The organism is Pseudooceanicola sp. DL12, assembly GCF_056270665.1.
Genome location: NZ_CM149884.1, coordinates 1,206,892 through 1,224,908 on the forward strand (window position 1 = coordinate 1,206,892; position 18,017 = coordinate 1,224,908).

The following is an 18,017-nucleotide window of genomic DNA, read 5'->3' on the forward strand; positions in this document are numbered from 1 at the left end:
GGCCTACTTGCCCGCGAAGAGCCAGGTGAGGCGCCGCATGAAGCCATCGCCGGGCGCGGGCAGGGGCGGATCCTGACGCACCTTGTCGGCCAGGGCGGCGGCGTCGGCGGTGGGGCCGTCGGTCTTGAACTGCAGGTCGTGCAGGTGCTTGTAGATGCCGCCGCGGGCCAGCAGCTCCTCGTGGGTGCCCTGGTCGACGGCGCGGCCCTGGTCCATCACCACGATGCTGTCGGCGCCGCGCACGGTCGAGAGCCGGTGCGCGATGACCAGCGTCGTGCGCCCCTGCGCCAGCCGGTCGAGCGCGGCCTGCACCACGGCCTCGGATTTCGCGTCGAGCGCCGAGGTCGCCTCGTCCAGCAGCAGGATCGGCGTGTCGCGGATCAGCGCCCGGGCGATGGCGATGCGCTGGCGCTGACCGCCCGAAAGGTTCGAGCCGCGTGGCCCGGCCGGGCTGTCGAGGCCGTCGGGCATGCGGGCGATGAAATCGCTGACATGGGCGGCGTCGAGCACCTCCTTCAGCCGCGCCTCGCTGACATCGGTGCGGCCCAGCAGGATGTTCTCGCGCAGGGTCTCGTCGAAGAGCAGCGCGTCCTGGCTGACCACGGAGAAGAGCCCCCGCAGGTCTTCGAGCGCGAGCTGCGACACCTCGGTGCCGCCGATGGTGATCGAGCCGCTCTGCGGATCCACCAGCCGGGTCAGCAGGTTGAAGACGGTCGACTTGCCCGCCCCCGAGGCACCGACCAGAGCGGTGGTTGTGCCGGCGCGGGCCTCGAAGCTGAGCCCGTTCAGCACCGCGGTCTCGCCATAGGAGAGGTGCACGTCCGAGAGCGCCACGCCCGGCTTGCCGGCAGGCGCGGGCAGCGGATGGGCGGGAGAGACCAGCGTCGGCTCCATCTCGTAGAGCTCCTTCACCCGCTCGATCGCGGCGGCGGCCACCTGCCAGACGCCGGAGGTGGTGCCCAGACGCCGCATCGGTTCGAAGGCAAAGCCGATGGCGGTGAAGAAGGCCATGAACTGGCCCACGGTCTTGTCGCCGGAAATGATCTCCTGGCCGCCGAAGATCAGCACGCCCAGAAAGCCGATGCCGGCCATCACGTCGATCAGGCCGGGAATGGCGGCGGTGCCGATGGTGGCGCGGATCTGGGCATCGATCTGCTCGTCGGTCAGCTGGGCATAGCGCCGGGCCTGGTAGCCCTCGAGCTTGTTCAGCTTGATCGGCACGATGCCGTGGAAGATCTCGTCGAGGCGGGTGGCCAGCTTGGCGCCGAGGTCATGGGCCTCGCGCGAGCGGGCGCGCACGAACTTCTGCACCATGAAGGAGGGCGCCACCAGAAGCGGCGCGCCGATCAGCGCGATCAGCGTCCAGCGCCAGTCGACCGAGATCGCCACACCCATCAGGAAGACGAGCGAGATCGCGTCGCGGCCGGCGCCGGTGAGAATGGCCGACCAGACGCTGTTGATCGCGGCCACGTCGGTCTGGATCCGCTGGATCAGGAAGCCCGGCGGGTGGATCTGGTGAAAGCTGCCGTCCTGGCGCATCAGCCGGCCCAGCAGGTCCTTGCGCAGCTCGGCCGCGGTCAGCTGCGAGACGCGGGCGATCAGAACCTTCTGCGCCACCGAGGCAACGGCCCGGATCAGGAAGATCGCCAGGATCGCCGCGCCCACCCATTTCATCGCGCCGGTGTTGCCGTCGATGAAGACGGTGTCGAACATCGGCTTCATCATCCAGCTGAGCGCGCCCAGCATGGAGCCCTCGAGCGTCATGAAGAGGAAGGCGGCGAGCAGCGGCCAGAAATGCTTGCGCAGATATTTCACCCAGATCCAGGTGATCAGCACCTTGGCGGAGGAATGGGCGGTATTGGGGGCGGCGGCGTCATGCTCTGCCGCCTTGAGGGCGGCGGCGGTGGCACTGCCGGCAACGGCGGTGGTTTGGCCCATATCCTGCCGGCCCGTCTCTTGCGGCTTTGCTGCGTCCTGGGGGGTGTCTTCTGAGGTCATCTTGTCCGTTTTCGGTTCGCCGGCACTCATGGCCGCCACCGCTTGGAGGCGTTGAACTCGGCCTGCAGCGCGGCGGGATCGTATTCGGTGCGGATCCAGTCCTCGAAACCGATGGGCGCGCGCGCGTTGCGCTCGGCATAGCGGTCGAGGATATGGTCGAGGATTCCGGTCTTGGTCCAGCGGAAGTGGACGTATTTCGGCGAGAGCATCCTTCTTGCCTCTTCGACGGGACGGCCTTCGATCACCATGAGGTAGATCGCCGAGGCAAAGCCTGCCCGGTCCGCGCCGGACTTGCAATGCATGACGAAGGGTTTCTCGATGGTGCGGAAGGCCTCGATCACGTCGAGGATCTCCTGTGGTTGCGCCGCCTCGCGGGCATAGAGATTGCGGTCGACGAGCGTCAGGCCCAGCTCCTCGCAGGTCTCCTTCTCGGTCAGGTAATGGGCGGCGCCGGCGGCGCCGCGCAGGTTCAGCACCGTGGTGATGCCCATGGCCTTCATCTGCTCGAAGCGTTTGCGCGTCGGGTGGTTCGAGCGCCAGACGCCCGGCGCCACGGGATAGAAATTGGTCCAGACACCGCGCAGGATCGCGTGGTCGAACCAGAGGTTGTAGAGATGCGCCCGCCGGCGGTTCTCGGGCGTGGACAGGTCGGTGTTGTAGGAGGCGCGCAGATCGCGTTCCCAGTTCTTGACACGTTCGACCAGTTTCATTCCCGTCGTCCTCTGGTTGGCTCCGGCGCAGGCGCGGCCGGGGGCAGGGTCGGTCCCATGTAGGCGAGCGGGGTTTGGCTGACAACCTCTGCCGTCGCCCGCCGCCCGCCCGGCAGGGCCCCGCCGCTGCGGTGGATGCCTCCGGCGGGAGTATTTTCGGGAAAGATGAAAGGGGGGCTCTGCCTCATCTGGCCGTAAATATCCCGGGGGAGATGGCCGCAGGCCATCGGGGGCAGAGCCCCCTCTGCGGGTGGGTGGGGGGCGGAGGCCGCGGCGGAAACCGGAAAAGCCCCATTTGCAGAAAGATGAAGGGCAACGTGATGACATGGGAAGGGGCGCGCATTGACCTTGCCCGAGGGCTGGCTAAAGCTGTGGCCGCACGCGGCGCGGCGCGTACTTCTGCGGCGCCCGCGTGGAGAGATTTCTTCGAAAGGACATGTCATGAGTCTCGCCCATGGTCGCCCCTATCTTGCCCTGCCGGGCCCCTCGGTGATGCCCGATGCGGTGCTGCAGGCCATGCATGCGCCGGCGCCGAACATCTACGAGGGCGATCTGGTCGACATGACCTATGCCATGGTGCCGGACCTGAAGGCCGTCGCCCGCACCGAAGGGTTTGCCGCGATCTACATCTCGAACGGCCATGGCGCCTGGGATGCGGCGCTGGCCAATGTGCTGAACCCCGGCGACCGGGTGCTGATTCCGGCCACGGGCCGGTTTGCCCATGGCTGGGCCGATGCGGCGCAGGGCATGGGCGCGGTGCCGCAGATCATCGAGTTCGGCACCGCCTCGACCATCGACGCCGCCCGGGTGGAGGAGGTGCTGCGCGCCGATACCGCCCATGAGATCAAGGCGGTGCTGTTCAGCCATGTCGATACCGCCAGTTCGGTGCGCAACGACCCGCGGGAGCTGCGCGCGGCGCTGGATGCCGCCGGGCATCCGGCGTTGCTGATGGCCGATTGCATTGCCTCGCTGGCCTGCGAGACCTTCGAGATGGATGCCTGGGGCGTGGACGTGACCGTGGCCTGCAGCCAGAAGGGGCTGATGGTGCCGCCGGGGCTGTCCTTTGTCTTCTTCAACGAGAGGGCCGCGGCGGTGCGCGCGAAAGTCGAGCGGGTGCCGCGCTACTGGGACTGGAAGCCGCGCGCCGAGCCGGAGCAGTTCTACCAGTTCTTCGGGGGCACGGCGCCGACACATCACCTCTTCGGCCTGCGCAAGAGCCTCGACATGATCAAGGCCGAGGGCATCGAGAACGTCTGGGCGCGGCACGAGGTGCTGGCGCGGGCGGTCTGGGCGGCCTGCGAGCACTGGGCCGAGGGCGGCGAGCTGAAGCTGAACATCGCCGACAGGGCGCTGCGCAGCCACGCGGTGACCGCAATCGGGCTGAAGGTGGGCAACGGCACCAGGCTGCGCCGCTGGACCGCCGACCGGGCAGGGGTGACCCTGGGCCTGGGGATCGGCATGTCCACGGAGGAGGATCCGGATGGCACCGGCTTCTTCCGCATCGGGCACATGGGGCATGTGAATGCCCACATGGTGCTGGGGGTGCTTGGGGTGCTGGATGCGGGCATGCAGTCGCTGGGCATTGCCCGGGGCACCGGCGCGCTGGAGGCCGCGAGCGCGGTCATCGCCGAGGCGCTGCCCGCCTGAGTAACGGCGTGAACTGCCGGCCTGCCGTCAGCCCTTGCGGCGGCGGGCCAGCCAGTCGATGGCGAGATAGGCGAGATAGCCTGCGGCGATCACCGCGGGCAGGCCCCAGGCCGCCCAGAGCGCGAAGAAGATCCAGAGCAGGTTCACCAGCCCCATGACGAGGGCGGCGACGGTGTAATCGGGGGCGGATTGGCGCGCGGAGGGAGCGGAGCGCATGGGGAGACCCTTCGTTCGATACGACGTCCTCCCATGCCTTTTCTAGCGCGCCGGGCCGCGAGGTCCAGCGCACATTTCAGTCGTTGTTAACGGAGCCCGAGGGGGCCATCCGCGCCGGGAGCGCCGGCTCAGGCGGTCTGCTGATCCAGCAGCCGGGCCATGGCGCGGGGGAAGGCGGCCTCGAGCAGGGCCATCTCGCGCTCGGGTCCGCAGGAGATGCGGATGCAGCGGTCCTGGGGCGAGACGAAGGGCATGCGGATGAAGATGCCTTCCTCGGCGAAGGCCGCGACCAGGGCGCGGGCATGGGCGCCGTCGGCCCCGCAGTCCACGGCAACGAAATTGGTGGCAGATGGCAACGCGGTCAGTCCGTTGGCCGCCGCGATCCGGGCAATTGCCTCGCGCGAGGCGGCGACCTCGGTGCGGATATGGGCGAGCCAGTCGGCATCCTGCAGCGCGGCCAGCGCCGCGGCCTGGGCGGCGCGGTTCATGCCGAAGTGGTTGCGCACCTTGTCGAAGGCGGTGATCAGCTCCGGGTGACCCATGGCATAGCCGACGCGGGCCCCGGCCAGGCCGTAGCCCTTGGAGAAGGTCCGCATGCGGATGACGCGGGGGTCGTCCACGGGCAGGTCGACGGCGGCATCGGCGGGGGCGAGCTCGGCATAGGCCTCGTCGAGGATCAGCAGCGTGCCGGCGGGCAGGGCATCGAGGGCGGCGACGATATCGGCGCCCTTCATGTAGCTGCCCATGGGATTGTCGGGATTGGCGAAATAGACCAGCTTGGCGTCGACCTGGGCGGCGCGGGCGATCAGCGCCGGCAGGTCCTCGGCGTCGTCACGGTAGGGCACGGTGTCGAGCGTGCCGCCAAAGCCCGCGACGTGGTAGTTGAACGTGGGATAGGCGCCGGCGGAGGTGACGACCTTGTCGCCCGCGGTGACCGTCAGCCGCACGAGGTCGCAGAGCAGCCCGTCGATGCCGGTGCCCACGACGATGTTCGCGATCTCGCAGCCCCAATGCGCGGCCAGGGCGCTGCGCAGCTCATAGCTGATCGGGTCGCCGTACATCCACATGCCCCGGTCGGCCTCTTCCATCGCGGCGATGGCGCGGGGCGAGGGGCCGAAACCGCATTCGTTTGCTCCCAGACGCGCCGTGAAGGGCGCTCCGCGGCGGCGCTCGAGCTCTTCGGGGCCGGTGAAGGGAACGGTGGAGGGCAGGCTGGCTGCCAGGGGTGTCAGGCGCGCATTGGTCATGGCGCGTCTTAGCGCCGCAAAAGGGCGTCGCGCAAGATGTCAGAAAGCGCGAATTGTTCCGTTTGCGACATGGTTTTGCCGGAAACGACCGGTCCGGGGAATTTTTGGCGAAATTGCGCAGGGACGCCGGGCGGAGAGAGGGGCTGAGACAGGGGCTGAGAGAGGGGCCGGGAGGTGCGCCCGCCGCCGGGGCGGGCCTGCCCGGTTCGCGGGCACGGCGAGCGCGCGGGGTAAGGGCCGAATGGAAAATCTGCATGAAAGATGCGGATTTCGGGGCCCCTGTGACGTTGCGTCGCTTGTGGCCGGAAAATCGCGGCAGTACCGCTGCCTGCGCCCGGCGTCCGGACCAGAATCCGGACGGATCGGCCGGGCCGCTCCATTCAAAAGGCCAACATCGTGATACTCCGCAAACGCCCCAGCATTCTCGGGCTGTTCTTCATCCTCAAGGGCTCGGTCATCCAGGTGATCTGGAAGCAGCTCCTGACCATCGTGGTGATTGCCATCGCCGTGATCTATGCGCACCACCACTGGCCGGGCACGGTGCCGGCGCTGGATTTCGCGCCCTTCGGCCTGATCGGGATTGCCCTGTCGGTCTTCCTGAGCTTTCGCAACGGCGCCTGCTATGACCGCTGGTGGGAGGCGCGCAAGCTCTGGGGGCTGCTGATCCAGACCGCCCGCGACGTGCTGCGCCAGACCGCGGTGATCGAGGGCACGCCGGAACGGCGCGAGATCGTGCTGGCGCTGGTGGATTTCGCGCGCCGGGCGGCGGTGCAGCTGCGCGGGCGCCCGGAGGCGGAAAGCGCCGATGCGGCGCTGACCCGCGCCGAGCGGGCGGTGTCGGCGCTGGAACGCGAGGGGCGGCTGACGATGACCGAGGCCATGGTGCTGCGCGAGAGCCTTTCGCGCATGGCGGCCGCGCTGCTGGGCTGCGAGCGGCTGGCCAATACGCCGGTGCCCTTTGCCTATACGCTGCTGCTGCATCGCACGGCCTATCTCTATTGCACGGTCCTTCCCTTCGGCTTTGTCGATCAGCTGGGCTGGGTCACGCCCTTTGCGGCGGGTCTGGTGGCCTATGCCTTCTTCGGGCTGGATGCGCTGGCCGACGAGCTCGAGCTGCCGTTTTCGTCAAAGCCGAACGCCCTGCCGCTGACGGCCTATGCGACCACGGTGGAAATCACCCTGCGCGGCGCGCTGGGCGATACGGATCTGCCCGCGGTGCCGCAGCCGGTGAACTATGTGCTGACCTGATGTGAGGGCCATTTCCCGGGGGCGGCGGGGGCGTGACGTCGCGTTGCGCCGCCCGGCGGGGGATCGACAGGCGGCGGAGCGCATCCGATGATCCGGCCAGTGGATATCGAGGTGGAGGAGCCGACATGACCTATCTCTATGGCGACCGGGTGCAGGTCGAGCTGCGCGATCACGTGGCCCATGTGACCCTGGTGCGGGGCGACAAGATGAACGCCGTGGATCCGGCCATGGCCGAGGCGATCGTGGCCGCGGGCGAGGCGCTGATCGGGCGCGAGGACGTTCGCGCCGTGGTGCTCTCGGGCGAGGGGCGGGCGTTTTGCGCCGGCCTCGACACGGCGAGCTTCGAGGAGCTGGCGCGGACGGATCCGGAGGCGCGGGTGATGGCGCGCAGCCATGGCGACTGCAACATCTACCAGCAGGTCTGCATGGTCTGGCGCGACGTGCCGGTGCCGGTGATCGCTGCGTTGCAGGGGGTGGCCTTCGGGGCCGGGCTGCAGCTGGCGCTGGGCGCCGACATCCGCATCGCCCATCCCGAGACGCAGCTGGCCGTGATGGAGGCGAAATGGGGCCTGGTGCCGGACATGGGGGGCATGGTGCTGCTGCCGCGGCTGGTGCGCTCGGACGTCCTGCGGCTGATGACCTATACCGCCGAGCCGGTGGGGGCGGAGCAGGCGCTGAGCTGGGGGCTGATCACCCGGATCGAGGCCGATCCGCTGGCCGCGGCGCAGGCGCTGGCCGGGAAGATCGCCGGCAAGAGCCCCTCCGGCACCCGGGCGGCGAAACGGCTGATCGGCTTTGCCGAGGGGCCGGTGAGCGCCGCCGAGGTGCTGATGGAGGAAAGCCGCGAGCAGGTGCCGCTGATCGGTGGCCGCCACCAGCGCGAGATCATCGCCGCGAACATGCAGAAGCGGAAGCCCGAGTTCACCTGAGCCGGGGCCGGGGCAGGCGCGTCAGGGCAGGCGCGTCAGATCGGGCACCTCAGATCAGGCACCTCAGAGCAGGCGGGGGCGAAAGCCGATCTCGCCGGTGATGGCGTAATCGCCACCGCTGATGCGGCGGATCTTGCCCTGGCGGAGCAGGATGCCGAAGCCGCGCAGCAGCTCCTCGCGGCTGAAACGCCCGGGGAAGAGCGTGGTGATCCGCACCTCGAGCTGCGGCCGCGAGAAGGTCGCGCGGCCCTCGGCCAGGGCCACGAAGGCGGCGGCGGCCTCGATCAAGTCGGGCAGCCCGTCGGCGCCGGTCTGTTTCAGGTGATCGGCAAAGCTGAGCTGGCGTTGCGGCGATACGGAGGACGCGGCCCCGTCGGCGATGGTCTCTGCCGGGGTGGACCGGTCGATGCGCTGCGAGGCCACGAGCCGCAGGGGCGGGCGTTCGGTCTCGGGCTGGGCCTCTCCGCGCAGCAGCGGCTCGCGGATCTGGATGCCGCGGGTCAGCTCCTCGCGCAGCTCGCCCTCGAGGCCCAGGCCGGGATCGGCACGCTTTGCGGCCGCAGCGGCGCGCAGATGCGCCAGCGCGGTGCGGCGGCCCTGCACGTGGCTTTCGGCGATGCGGCTGTCGGTTTCCTTCAGGATCCGGTCGAGGTTGCCGCTGTCGGCCTGCGCCATGCGGGGGGCGGGCGGGGCCATGGCCTGCGGCGCGCCGCCCTCCGTCGGCGGGTCGCTTGCAAGGGGGGCTGACCCGGGGAGGGGGGAAGCGGGAAGTTCACCGGCGGTTGCCGTGCCTGTTGCCGCTTCTGTTTCGGTGCCTGATCCCGTGACCGGCCCCGCGACCGGATCTACGACCGGATCGGGGGCCACGCCGGCGCGGCGCTGGTGCAGCTCTCGTTCGATCAGCGTCAGGGCATGGCGCAGCTCGGCCTCTTCCTCGGGTGACAGCGGCGAGGGGGCGGCGGCCGTGTCGGGCCGCGGGCCGATCAGCGCCTGCAGGCGGGCGAGCTTGTCGCGGAAGTCCGGCCGGTCACGCGGCTCCCCGGCGGCAAGCGCCGGGGCCGGGGGCTGGGGGGGCGGCGTCTCCGCCATCGGAGCATCGGAAGCCGGCCCCGAACCCGGACGCGCCCCCGAACCCGAACCCGGACCCGACGCGGCACCCAGCGGCCCTGTGCCCGGGGCAAGCGCCGAGAGCCAGGCCGCGACGGCGCGCACGGCCTCGCCGGAGTCGGCGTAGCCTTCCATGTGAAAGGAGAAGTCCCCGTAGGTCACGGTCAGGATCTTCTGCGATTCGGCCACTTTACTTCCCGCTACAACTGGCATTACCGACCAACCGGACCCTTCGGGCCCGGCGGTGCTCTGGGCAAGATGGTCCAAAACCTGTCCGAATCTATGGTGCGGACGGTGTCATTTTGTGACGATATTGTGGTCACTGTCCATTTTCAGTGCAGCCGGAGGGCGTTACGGCATGAGCAATGTGGTGGAAAGCGCCGGCCCGGTGGCGCTCGTCGGCGGCGGAGAGGTCTCTGCGGCGCTGGTCGAGCGGATGCTGAGGCTCTGCGGCCCGGTGGTGGCGGCGGATGGCGGTGCGGAATGCCTGCTGCGGCGCGGCCGGATGCCCGACGCGGTGATCGGCGACATGGATTCGCTGCCGCAGGCCTGGGCGCGGCGGGTGCCGCCGGAACGGCTGTTGAAGGTGCCCGAACAGGAGAGCACGGATTTCGAGAAATGCCTGACCCGAATCGAGGCCCCGCTGGTGCTGGGCGCGGGGTTCATGGGCGCGCGGGTGGACCATACGCTTGCGGCGTTTTCGATGCTGGCGCGCTGTCCGGAGCGGCGCTGCCTGCTGGCGGGCGGCGAGGACGTGGTCTTTCTCGCGCCGCCCGAGATGCGGCTGGACCGGCCCCGGGGCGAGCGGCTGTCGCTCTTTCCGATGGGCCCGGTGACGGGGCGGTCTCAGGGGCTGGAATGGCCGATCGACGGGCTGGACTTTGCCCCGGACGGGCGCATCGGCACCTCGAACCGGGTCAGTGGCCCGGTCACGCTCACCTTCGACACGCCGGGCATGCTGGTCATATTGCCGGTGGCGGCGCTGGAGGAAGTGGCGGAGGCGCTGCTCTCGAGCGACGCGCGGTGGCCTGCTCCCGCCAGATGATGTAGAGGCCCGAGCCCATGGTGACGGTGATGCCGGCGAGCGCCAGCCCGTCGGGAAAATCGCCGAACATCATCAGCCCGATCAGGGCCGAGAAGGGGATCTCGAGGTATTGCATCGGCGCCAGGGTGGCAGCCGGCGCATAGCGCAGCGACCATGTCATCAGCAGGTGGCCGAAACTGCCAATGGCGCCGATCACCAGCATGATCCCCCAGAGCTCTGCCCCGGGCATCACCAGCGTCAGTTCGGGCATCCCGAGCGGCCGGCCCAGCAGCGCCAGCGGCAGCAGTAGGCCCGTGGCCATCAGCCCCGAGACCGCCTGCATGCCGATGGGATCGACATCGCGGGCGATCTGCCGCGTCACCAGCATGAAGCAGGAGAAACAGACCGCCACGCCCAACGGCAGCAGCGCCGGCCAGCCGACGGCGACAAAGCTGGGCTGGATCACCATGAGGGTGCCCGCAAAGCCCACGGCACAGGCGATCAGGCGGCGGGTCCCGACCTCCTCATCGAGGTAGAACCAGCCCAGCAGCAGCATGATGAAGGGCATGACGAAGCAGATCGCCACAGCATCGGCCAGGTCGAGATAGCGCAGCGCGGTGAACATGAAGCCCATGCCGCCGATGTGGAAAAGCGTGCGGTAGAGGGTGAAGCGCAGTTCGCGCGGCGCCATGCGCCAGGGGCGTCCGGTCAGCCAGACCACCGGGAAGAGATAGACAGCCTGCAGCACGAAGCGCAGCAGAAGCAGCTCGAGCACCGGCAGGCGGTCGCCGATCAGCTTGACCAGCGCATCGCCGAAGGGCGCGGCAATGCAGAAGCCGAGCATCAGCGCGATGCCCAGCAGCGGGCGGTCGAGGGAACGGTCGAGAGCCTTGGTGACGGTCTTGTCCATGACGCGACGCTAGGGGGCGGGCGAGAGCCTGTCGAGAGGCGCCGCGAGGGCAGCGTGCCTCAGCAGTTTGGCACGTTCACGGCCAGCCCGCCCAGCGAGGTCTCCTTGTAGTGCGCGTGCATGTCGCGGCCGGTCTGGCGCATGGTCTCGATGCAGGCGTCGAGCGGCACGAAGTGGCGCCCGTCGCCGCGCAGGGCGAGGCTTGCGGCGCTGACCGCCTTGATGGCGCCGAGGCCGTTGCGCTCGATGCAGGGCACCTGCACGAGGCCCTTCACCGGATCGCAGGTCATGCCCAGGTGATGCTCGAGCGCGATTTCGGCGGCATTCTCGATCTGCTCGGGCGTGCCGCCCATGACGGCGCAGAGGCCCGCAGCGGCCATGGCGGAGGCGCTGCCGACCTCGGCCTGGCATCCCGCCTCGGCGCCCGAGATCGAGGCGTTGTATTTCACCAGCCCGCCGATGGCGGAGGCGGTGAGGAAGAACTCTGCCATGCGGTCGCGCGAGGCGGTGGGCACATGGGCCATCCAGTATTTCACCACCGCCGGCACAACGCCCGCCGCGCCGTTGGTGGGGGCGGTCACCACCTGGCCGCCGGCGGCGTTTTCCTCGTTCACCGCCATGGCATAGCAGGAGATCCAGTCGTTCACGACATGGGGCGGGGCCAGGTTGCGCCCGGCCTCCTCGATCAGCGCGTCGTGGATCGGGCCGGCGCGGCGGCGCACGGCAAGGCCCCCGGGCAGGATGCCGCGGGCGGCGATGCCCCTGTCGATGCAGTCCGACATCACCTGCCAGATGCGCATGATGCCGGTGGAGACGTCGGGACGGCCGCGGGCGGCCTCGTTGGCGGCCTTCATCTGGGCGATGGTCAGGCCGGAATGGCGCGCCATCTCGAGCATCTCGGCGGCGGACTTGAAGGGATAGGGGATCGGCGGACCCTCGGCCTCGGCCTTTCCCTCGGCCAGCTCGGCCTCGGTCAGCACGAAGCCACCGCCGATGGAGTAGTAGACCTCCGACATGATGACGTCGCCCTGGCGGTCGAGCGCCATGATCTGCATGCCGTTGGGGTGGCCGGGCAGGGCATGGTCGAAATCGAAGATCAGGTCGGCACCGGGATCGAAGGCCATCTCGGGCAGGCCTTCCGGGCGCACGCTCAGGCGCTCGGTGATCTGCGAGAGCGCCACCTCGGCGGCCTCGGCATCGTAGCTGTCGGGCAGGAACCCCGCGAGGCCCAGGATGGTGGCGCGGTCGGTGGCATGGCCCTTGCCGGTAAAGGCCAGAGAGCCGTGCAGCGAGGCGCGCAGCCCATGGGCCTCGAAGGGGGCGGCGCGCAGCCGGTCGAGGAACCGCCCCGCCGCCACCATCGGCCCCATGGTATGGGAAGACGACGGCCCGACACCGATCTTGAAGACGTCGAAGACGGAGAGAAACATGCATGCGCTCCTTCGGTTTCCCCGCAATCTAGCGCGTCCCCGGAAGCGGCCGCACCCCAAAAGCGACATGATCCCGATGACCGGCGTCAGGAGGGGCGGGGGCAGGGGGGCTCTGCCCCGCCGCGCGTGCCGCGCGCCTCCCCCAGGATATCTGGGACAAGAAAATGTGGGAAGAGGCGCGTCTTCATCCTCTTGTTCCGAAATATCCCCGCCGGAGGCATGGCGAACGCACCGTCACGGGGATGCGGGGTGGGCCATTCCGGTCTCGCATATTGGAAACGTTCCAAATATAACGCGGTGGAAACCAGCAGGGCCGTGCCATGACCGACGATTTCTTCGCTTCCCTCTCTCTCTCCGACCGGGCGAAATATGCCGCGGCGCGCCGTTCCGTCGACCTGGTCGAGGACGGCATGAAGCTGGGCCTGGGCACCGGCAGCACCGCCTACTGGATGGTGCATTGCCTGGCCGAGCGGCAGCGCAACGAGGGCATCCGCGTGATGGGGGTGCCGACGTCGTCGCGCACCGCGGCGCAGGCGCGCGAAGAGGGCATCGAGGTGGTCAGCCTGGAAGAGGCCGGCTGGCTCGACCTGACCATCGACGGTGCCGACGAGTTCGACGCCGCCTTCAACCTGATCAAGGGCGGTGGCGGTGCGCATCTGCAGGAGAAGATCGTTGCCACCTCCTCGGACCGGATGGTGGTGATCTCGGACCCGAGCAAGGAAGTGGCGACCCTTGGCGCCTTTCCCCTGCCGGTGGAGGTGACGCCCTTTGGCTGGGCGCAGACGGTGAAATGCATTTCCGCCGTTCTGGAGGACCTGGCCACCCCCGGCCGCGAGGCGGTGCGGCGCATGGTCGACGGCCGGCCCTTTGTCACCGACGAGGGCAATTTCACCATCGACCTGCACCTGCAGCGCATAGATGCACCGCAGGCGCTGGCGGCTGCGCTCAACAATATCCCCGGGGTGGTTGAAACCGGCCTCTTCCTTGATATCTGCGATACCGTGATCATCGGCCGGGACGACGGCAGCGCCGAGCTGCGCGAGAAGACCGCCTGAACCCGCAAACGCGCGGGGCCCCTCGCGGCCCTGCCCGCATCCCCAATCGGCGTCGTCTCCCCCGGCGCCTGACAGAGCAGCAGAGGATCCCTTCCATGAGCTTCGACTATGACCTTTTCGTGATCGGTGCCGGTTCCGGCGGTGTCCGGGCCGCGCGCGTGGCGGCCGGTGAGACGGGCGCAAAGGTCGCCATTGCCGAGGAGAGCCGCTATGGCGGCACCTGCGTGATCCGGGGCTGCGTGCCCAAGAAGCTGATGGTCTTTGCCAGCGGCTATGGCAGGGTGGCCGAGGAGGCCGCGGCCTATGGCTGGGACGCGAAGATCGAGAATTTCAACTGGGATGCCTTCGATGCCAAGCTGAACGCCGAGCTGGACCGCCTGGAGGGCGTCTACAACCGTCTGCTCGACGGCTCGGGCGTGGAGAAGTTCTCTCAGCGCGCCACCGTCAAGGACGCCCATACCGTGCTGCTGGCCGATGGCAGCGAGAAGACCGCCAAGCACATCCTGGTGGCCACCGGCGGCCGCCCGGTACGTCCCGAGATCCCCGGCGCCGAGCTGGGCCTCGTCTCCGACGACATCTTCCACATGGAGAAGCTGCCGGAGAACGTGCTCCTCGTGGGCGGCGGCTATATCGGCTGCGAGTTTGCCTGCATCCTGAACGGCCTCGGCAGCAAGGTGACGCAATATTACCGCGGGCCGCAGGTGCTGCGCGGCTTCGACGACGAGGCCCGCAACCTGATCGCCGACGAGATGCGTGCCGCGGGCATCGACCTGCAGGTGCAGACCGACGTGACGCAGCTTGCGAAGGACGGCGACAAGGTCCGCGTGACGACGACGAAGGGCGACACCGTCACCTTCGACGCGGTGATCTTTGCCACCGGCCGCAAGCCCAACACCGATGGCCTGGGCCTCGAGGCGCTGGGCGTCGAGCTGAAGGACAACGGTGCCGTGGTGGTGGACGATTACAGCCAGACCGCCGTGCCCTCGATCTATGCCATCGGCGACGTGACCGACCGGGTGCAGCTGACCCCGGTGGCGATCCGCGAGGGCATGGCCTTTGTCGAGACCGTCTTCAAGGGCAACCCGACCAAGCCGGATCACGAGCTGATCCCCACGGCGATCTTTACCCAGCCGGAGATGGGCACCATCGGGCTGAGCGAGGAAGAGGCCATGGCGCAGGAGCCGGTGGAGGTCTATGCCACCTCCTTCAAGCCGATGCAGCAGAGCTTTGCCGGCGGGGCGGCGCAGAAGATCCTGATGAAGCTGATCGTGTCGAAGGCGACGCGCAAGGTGCTTGGCTGCCACATCGTGGGCCCGGCCGCCGGCGAAATGATCCAGATGGCCGGCATCGCCGTAAAGATGGGGGCCACCAAGGAAGACTTTGACCGCACCGTGGCGGTTCACCCGACGGCCGCCGAGGAAATGGTGACCATGCGCACCCCGGTACGCAGCAGCTGACCCCTGCTGCCGCGCCGCGGAGCGTGGGCAGGGCAGGATCTTCGAGGCGCCGCCGCAGACCTGCGGGCGGCGCCTCTGGCAAACGGGCCGGGCCGCCCGAAACGGGTGGCCCCCTTGAAATGGGCCGGTTGCGCCGGGCAACAGACTGAAAGTTCTGGTCATTCAACCGCCAAGTGTCGAAAAAGGTTGAATTGCCGGCATTGCCTGCACAGCTATAGGCAGGACAGACCTAAGGAAGGGGAGAACATGGCTGGAAATAGTGGCGGCCCTTGGGGGGGCGGCGGTTCCGGCGGAGGCCGACAGACGCCTCCGGACAACAACGGCGGCGACAATCGCCCGCCCGGCAACAACGGTGGCCGGGACGACAAGCCGGCGATCCCGGATATCGAAGACCTCGTGCGCAAGGGCCAGGACCAGCTGCGTGTTCTCATGGGGGGCAAGGCCGGCGCGCCGCGCAAGCCCGGCACCGGCGGTGGTTCCGGCGGCGGCGGTGGGCGCAACCCGCTGCTGACGCGCTCCAGCGTGATCATCGGGCTGATCGTCCTCTTCGGCCTGTGGCTGGCGGCGAGCTTCTATACCGTGAAGCCCGACGAGAAGTCGGTCGAGCTGTTTTTGGGCAAGTATTACAAGACCGGCGAGCCGGGCCTGAACTTTGCCCCCTGGCCGCTGGTCACCCACGAGGTGATCTCGACCACCCGCGAACGGACCGTCGACCTGGGCACCGGCGGGCGCGGCAGCGATGCCGGGCTGATGCTGACCGGCGACGAGAACATCGTGGACGTGGATTACCAGGTGGTCTGGAACGTCGATGACCCAGCGGAATTCCTGTTCAACCTGCGCGATCCGCAGATGACCATTTCGGCCGTTTCGGAATCGGCCATGCGCGAGATCATCGCGCAGTCCGAGCTGGCGCCGATCCTGAACCGCGACCGCGGCATCATCGCCGCCCGCCTGCAGGACATGATCCAGTCGACCCTCGACAGCTACAATTCCGGCATGAACGTGGTGCGCGTGAACTTTGACAAGGCCGACCCGCCAGAGGAGGTGATCGATGCCTTCCGCGAGGTGCAGGCCGCCGAGCAGGAACGCGAACGGCTGACCAACCAGGCAGATGCCTATGCCAACCGGATCACCGCCGAGGCCCGTGGCCAGGCGGCGCAGATGCGCCAGGAGGCCGAGGGCTATCGGGCGCAGGTGGTCAACGAGGCCGAGGGTGAGGCCAGCCGCTTTACCGCCGTTCTCGACGAATACCGCAAGGCCCCCGAGGTCACCCGCAAGCGTCTGTACATCGAGGCGATGGAAGACGTGCTGAGCGGCGTGAACAAGGTCGTCATAGACGACAAGGCCTCGGCCAACGGCGTCATGCCCTATCTGCCGCTGAACCAGCTGCAGTCCGGCACCACCACGACGGGCAGCTCCGGCGGCACGTCGGCGCAGGGCAACTGAGGGAGACGACAGAGATGAAAAAAGCATATATCGCCATCGCTGCCGTCGTCGTCGTCGTGCTGATCGGGCTCAGCTCGATCTTCATCGTGGACGAACGGGAAAAGGCTCTCGTGCTGCAGTTCGGCCGCGTGGTCGACGTGAAGGAGGAGCCCGGTCTCGCCTTCAAGATCCCGTTGATCCAGGAAGTCGTGAAATACGACGACCGCATCCTGTCGCGCGACATCGACCCGCTGGAAGTCACGCCGCTGGATGACCGCCGCCTGGTGGTCGACGCCTTTGCCCGCTATCGCATTGCCGACGTGCGGCAGTTCCGCCAGGCCAACGGCACCGGCGGGATCGTCGCCGCCGAGAGCCGGCTCGACTCGATCCTGCGCTCGCAGACCCGCGAAGTGCTGGGCTCGGTCACCTCGAACGAGATCCTGTCGAGCGACCGTGCCGCCCTGATGGAGCGGATCCGCGAAGGCGCCTACGACGAGGCCCTGGGGCTCGGGCTCGAGGTCATCGACGTGCGCCTGAAGCGCACCGACCTGCCCTCCGAGAACCTCGAGGCGACCTTTGCCCGGATGCGGGCCGAGCGGGAACGCGAGGCAGCCGACCAGATCGCCCGCGGTAACGAACGGGCCCAGGAGATCCGGGCCGAAGCCGACCGTTCGCGGGTCGAGACGGTGTCGAGCGCACAGCGCGACAGCGACATCATCCGCGGCGAGGCCGATGCCCGCCGGAACTCGGTCTTTGCCTCGGCCTATGGCGCCGATCCGGAGTTCTTCGACTTCTATCGGTCGCTGGACGCCTACCGCAACGCGCTCGACGGCAGCAATTCCTCGATGGTGATCTCGCCCGACAGCGAGTTCTTCACCTACCTGCGGGGCAACAACCCCGACGATGCGCAGCCGGCGCCCTTCGATCCGGCCGCCGTAGCCGCCGAGGAAGCCGATGAGGAGGCCGCGGCCGCCGCGGCGGGGGCCACCGTGCCCGACCTCGACGAGGATCCGCGCAGCGGTGTGGCCGGGGCCTCCCTGATGCCCTCCGACGAGGCCACCGTGGAAGAGATCCAGGCCGAAGAGCAGCAGGCAACGACCGGGGAAGATACCGAAACCGATACCGGTACGGACCCGGACGCCGACGCGGGCTCTGATGCGGAGACGGTCACCCAGTGACCCCTGCGCCAGGGAAAGACAGCGGAGGGCTGGCCTGCGGGCCGGCCCTCTTGCATTTGGAAAGGGGCAGCGCGCCTGCGAGGGCGGCAAAATCGGCGCCGATGGCCCCGCCCGCCGGGCAATCGCGGGCCAATCGCGGGCCAATCCCTGCGCAATCCCTGTACAATTCCTGGGCAATTCCCGTGCAGGGGCGGCGCGGCCGGCCCGGGCAGCGAGTGCCCTGCATCCGGCCGGGGAACGGCGCGGTGATCGGCCGTGGGGCGGTCTGGCAAGCCCCCCGGCGGGGCGGATCGGCGGCCTTCTGCCCGGACCGGAGGCGGAGAACGGCGCAGCGGCAAGGGGTTTGCGCGGGAATTTACGAAAAATAAGGGCTTTGCTGGAAGGCTGGCGCCGCGGGGGCTGGCTATCACGGTGCGGTCGGGTCGGCAGGAAGTCT

The 18,017-nt window shown here is 68.7% G+C and carries 15 protein-coding genes; 8 read left to right on the forward strand and 7 right to left on the reverse strand.

Annotated features, from left to right (window positions below):
* Positions 1-3: 3 nt before the first annotated feature.
* Positions 4-1,938, reverse strand: a complete 1,935-nt coding sequence (locus tag AC0WR5_RS05620) for an ABC transporter ATP-binding protein (protein WP_475867571.1) — start codon at positions 1,936-1,938, stop codon at positions 4-6.
* A gap of 86 nt (positions 1,939-2,024) precedes the next feature.
* The gene (locus AC0WR5_RS05625) at positions 2,025-2,708 is read right to left on the reverse strand and encodes a tyrosine-protein phosphatase (RefSeq protein WP_475867572.1); all 684 of its coding nucleotides are present in this window, start codon (positions 2,706-2,708) and stop codon (positions 2,025-2,027) included.
* Between the two features lie 441 nt (positions 2,709-3,149).
* Between AC0WR5_RS05625 and AC0WR5_RS05630 the strand changes: the two genes are divergently transcribed.
* A complete protein-coding gene (locus AC0WR5_RS05630; RefSeq protein ID WP_475867573.1) occupies positions 3,150-4,355 on the forward strand; it encodes a pyridoxal-phosphate-dependent aminotransferase family protein in 1,206 nt (401 codons plus the stop codon).
* Positions 4,356-4,382: 27 nt separating this feature from the next.
* Here the strand turns inward: AC0WR5_RS05630 and AC0WR5_RS05635 are convergent, their stop codons facing one another.
* Both AC0WR5_RS05635 and AC0WR5_RS05640 read right to left on the reverse strand, forming a co-directional pair.
* Positions 4,383-4,571: a hypothetical protein gene (locus AC0WR5_RS05635; protein WP_475867574.1), complete on the reverse strand. Its 189-nt coding sequence runs from the start codon at positions 4,569-4,571 to the stop codon at positions 4,383-4,385.
* A gap of 128 nt (positions 4,572-4,699) precedes the next feature.
* Positions 4,700-5,818, reverse strand: a complete 1,119-nt coding sequence (locus tag AC0WR5_RS05640; RefSeq protein WP_475867575.1) for a pyridoxal phosphate-dependent aminotransferase — start codon at positions 5,816-5,818, stop codon at positions 4,700-4,702.
* A 396-nt stretch (positions 5,819-6,214) separates the two neighbouring features.
* On the opposite strand from AC0WR5_RS05640, the gene AC0WR5_RS05645 reads away from it, so the two are divergent.
* Both AC0WR5_RS05645 and AC0WR5_RS05650 read left to right on the forward strand, forming a co-directional pair.
* Positions 6,215-7,066, forward strand: a complete 852-nt coding sequence (locus AC0WR5_RS05645; RefSeq protein WP_475867576.1) for a bestrophin family protein — start codon at positions 6,215-6,217, stop codon at positions 7,064-7,066.
* Between the two features lie 125 nt (positions 7,067-7,191).
* A complete protein-coding gene (locus AC0WR5_RS05650) occupies positions 7,192-7,995 on the forward strand; it encodes a crotonase/enoyl-CoA hydratase family protein (protein ID WP_475867577.1) in 804 nt (267 codons plus the stop codon).
* 63 nt (positions 7,996-8,058) lie between these two features.
* Here the strand turns inward: AC0WR5_RS05650 and AC0WR5_RS05655 are convergent, their stop codons facing one another.
* Positions 8,059-9,291: a hypothetical protein gene (locus tag AC0WR5_RS05655; RefSeq protein WP_475867578.1), complete on the reverse strand. Its 1,233-nt coding sequence runs from the start codon at positions 9,289-9,291 to the stop codon at positions 8,059-8,061.
* A 169-nt stretch (positions 9,292-9,460) separates the two neighbouring features.
* Between AC0WR5_RS05655 and AC0WR5_RS05660 the strand changes: the two genes are divergently transcribed.
* Complete coding sequence (locus AC0WR5_RS05660) at positions 9,461-10,147, forward strand: thiamine diphosphokinase (RefSeq protein ID WP_475867579.1); 687 nt, start codon at positions 9,461-9,463, stop codon at positions 10,145-10,147.
* Here the strand turns inward: AC0WR5_RS05660 and AC0WR5_RS05665 are convergent.
* Both AC0WR5_RS05665 and AC0WR5_RS05670 read right to left on the reverse strand, forming a co-directional pair.
* Complete coding sequence (locus AC0WR5_RS05665; protein WP_475867580.1) at positions 10,065-11,036, reverse strand: DMT family transporter; 972 nt, start codon at positions 11,034-11,036, stop codon at positions 10,065-10,067. The two genes, AC0WR5_RS05660 and AC0WR5_RS05665, sit on opposite strands and share 83 nt — an antisense overlap.
* 59 nt (positions 11,037-11,095) lie before the next feature.
* On the reverse strand, positions 11,096-12,466 hold the full coding sequence (locus AC0WR5_RS05670) for an L-serine ammonia-lyase (protein ID WP_475867581.1): 1,371 nt from the start codon (positions 12,464-12,466) through the stop codon (positions 11,096-11,098).
* A gap of 320 nt (positions 12,467-12,786) precedes the next feature.
* On the opposite strand from AC0WR5_RS05670, the gene rpiA reads away from it, so the two are divergent.
* From rpiA to hflC, 4 genes are all read left to right on the forward strand, one after another.
* Positions 12,787-13,521: a ribose-5-phosphate isomerase RpiA gene (gene rpiA, locus AC0WR5_RS05675; protein WP_475867582.1), complete on the forward strand. Its 735-nt coding sequence runs from the start codon at positions 12,787-12,789 to the stop codon at positions 13,519-13,521.
* Between the two features lie 95 nt (positions 13,522-13,616).
* Positions 13,617-14,978 (forward strand): glutathione-disulfide reductase, encoded by a 1,362-nt coding sequence (gor, locus tag AC0WR5_RS05680; protein WP_475867583.1) that lies wholly within the window; start codon positions 13,617-13,619, stop codon positions 14,976-14,978.
* A 246-nt stretch (positions 14,979-15,224) separates the two neighbouring features.
* Positions 15,225-16,424, forward strand: coding sequence for an FtsH protease activity modulator HflK (gene hflK, locus AC0WR5_RS05685; RefSeq protein ID WP_475867584.1), 1,200 nt, complete (start codon positions 15,225-15,227; stop codon positions 16,422-16,424).
* Between the two features lie 14 nt (positions 16,425-16,438).
* Positions 16,439-17,581, forward strand: a complete 1,143-nt coding sequence (hflC, locus tag AC0WR5_RS05690) for a protease modulator HflC (RefSeq protein ID WP_475867585.1) — start codon at positions 16,439-16,441, stop codon at positions 17,579-17,581.
* The last annotated feature ends 436 nt before the right edge of the window (positions 17,582-18,017 follow it).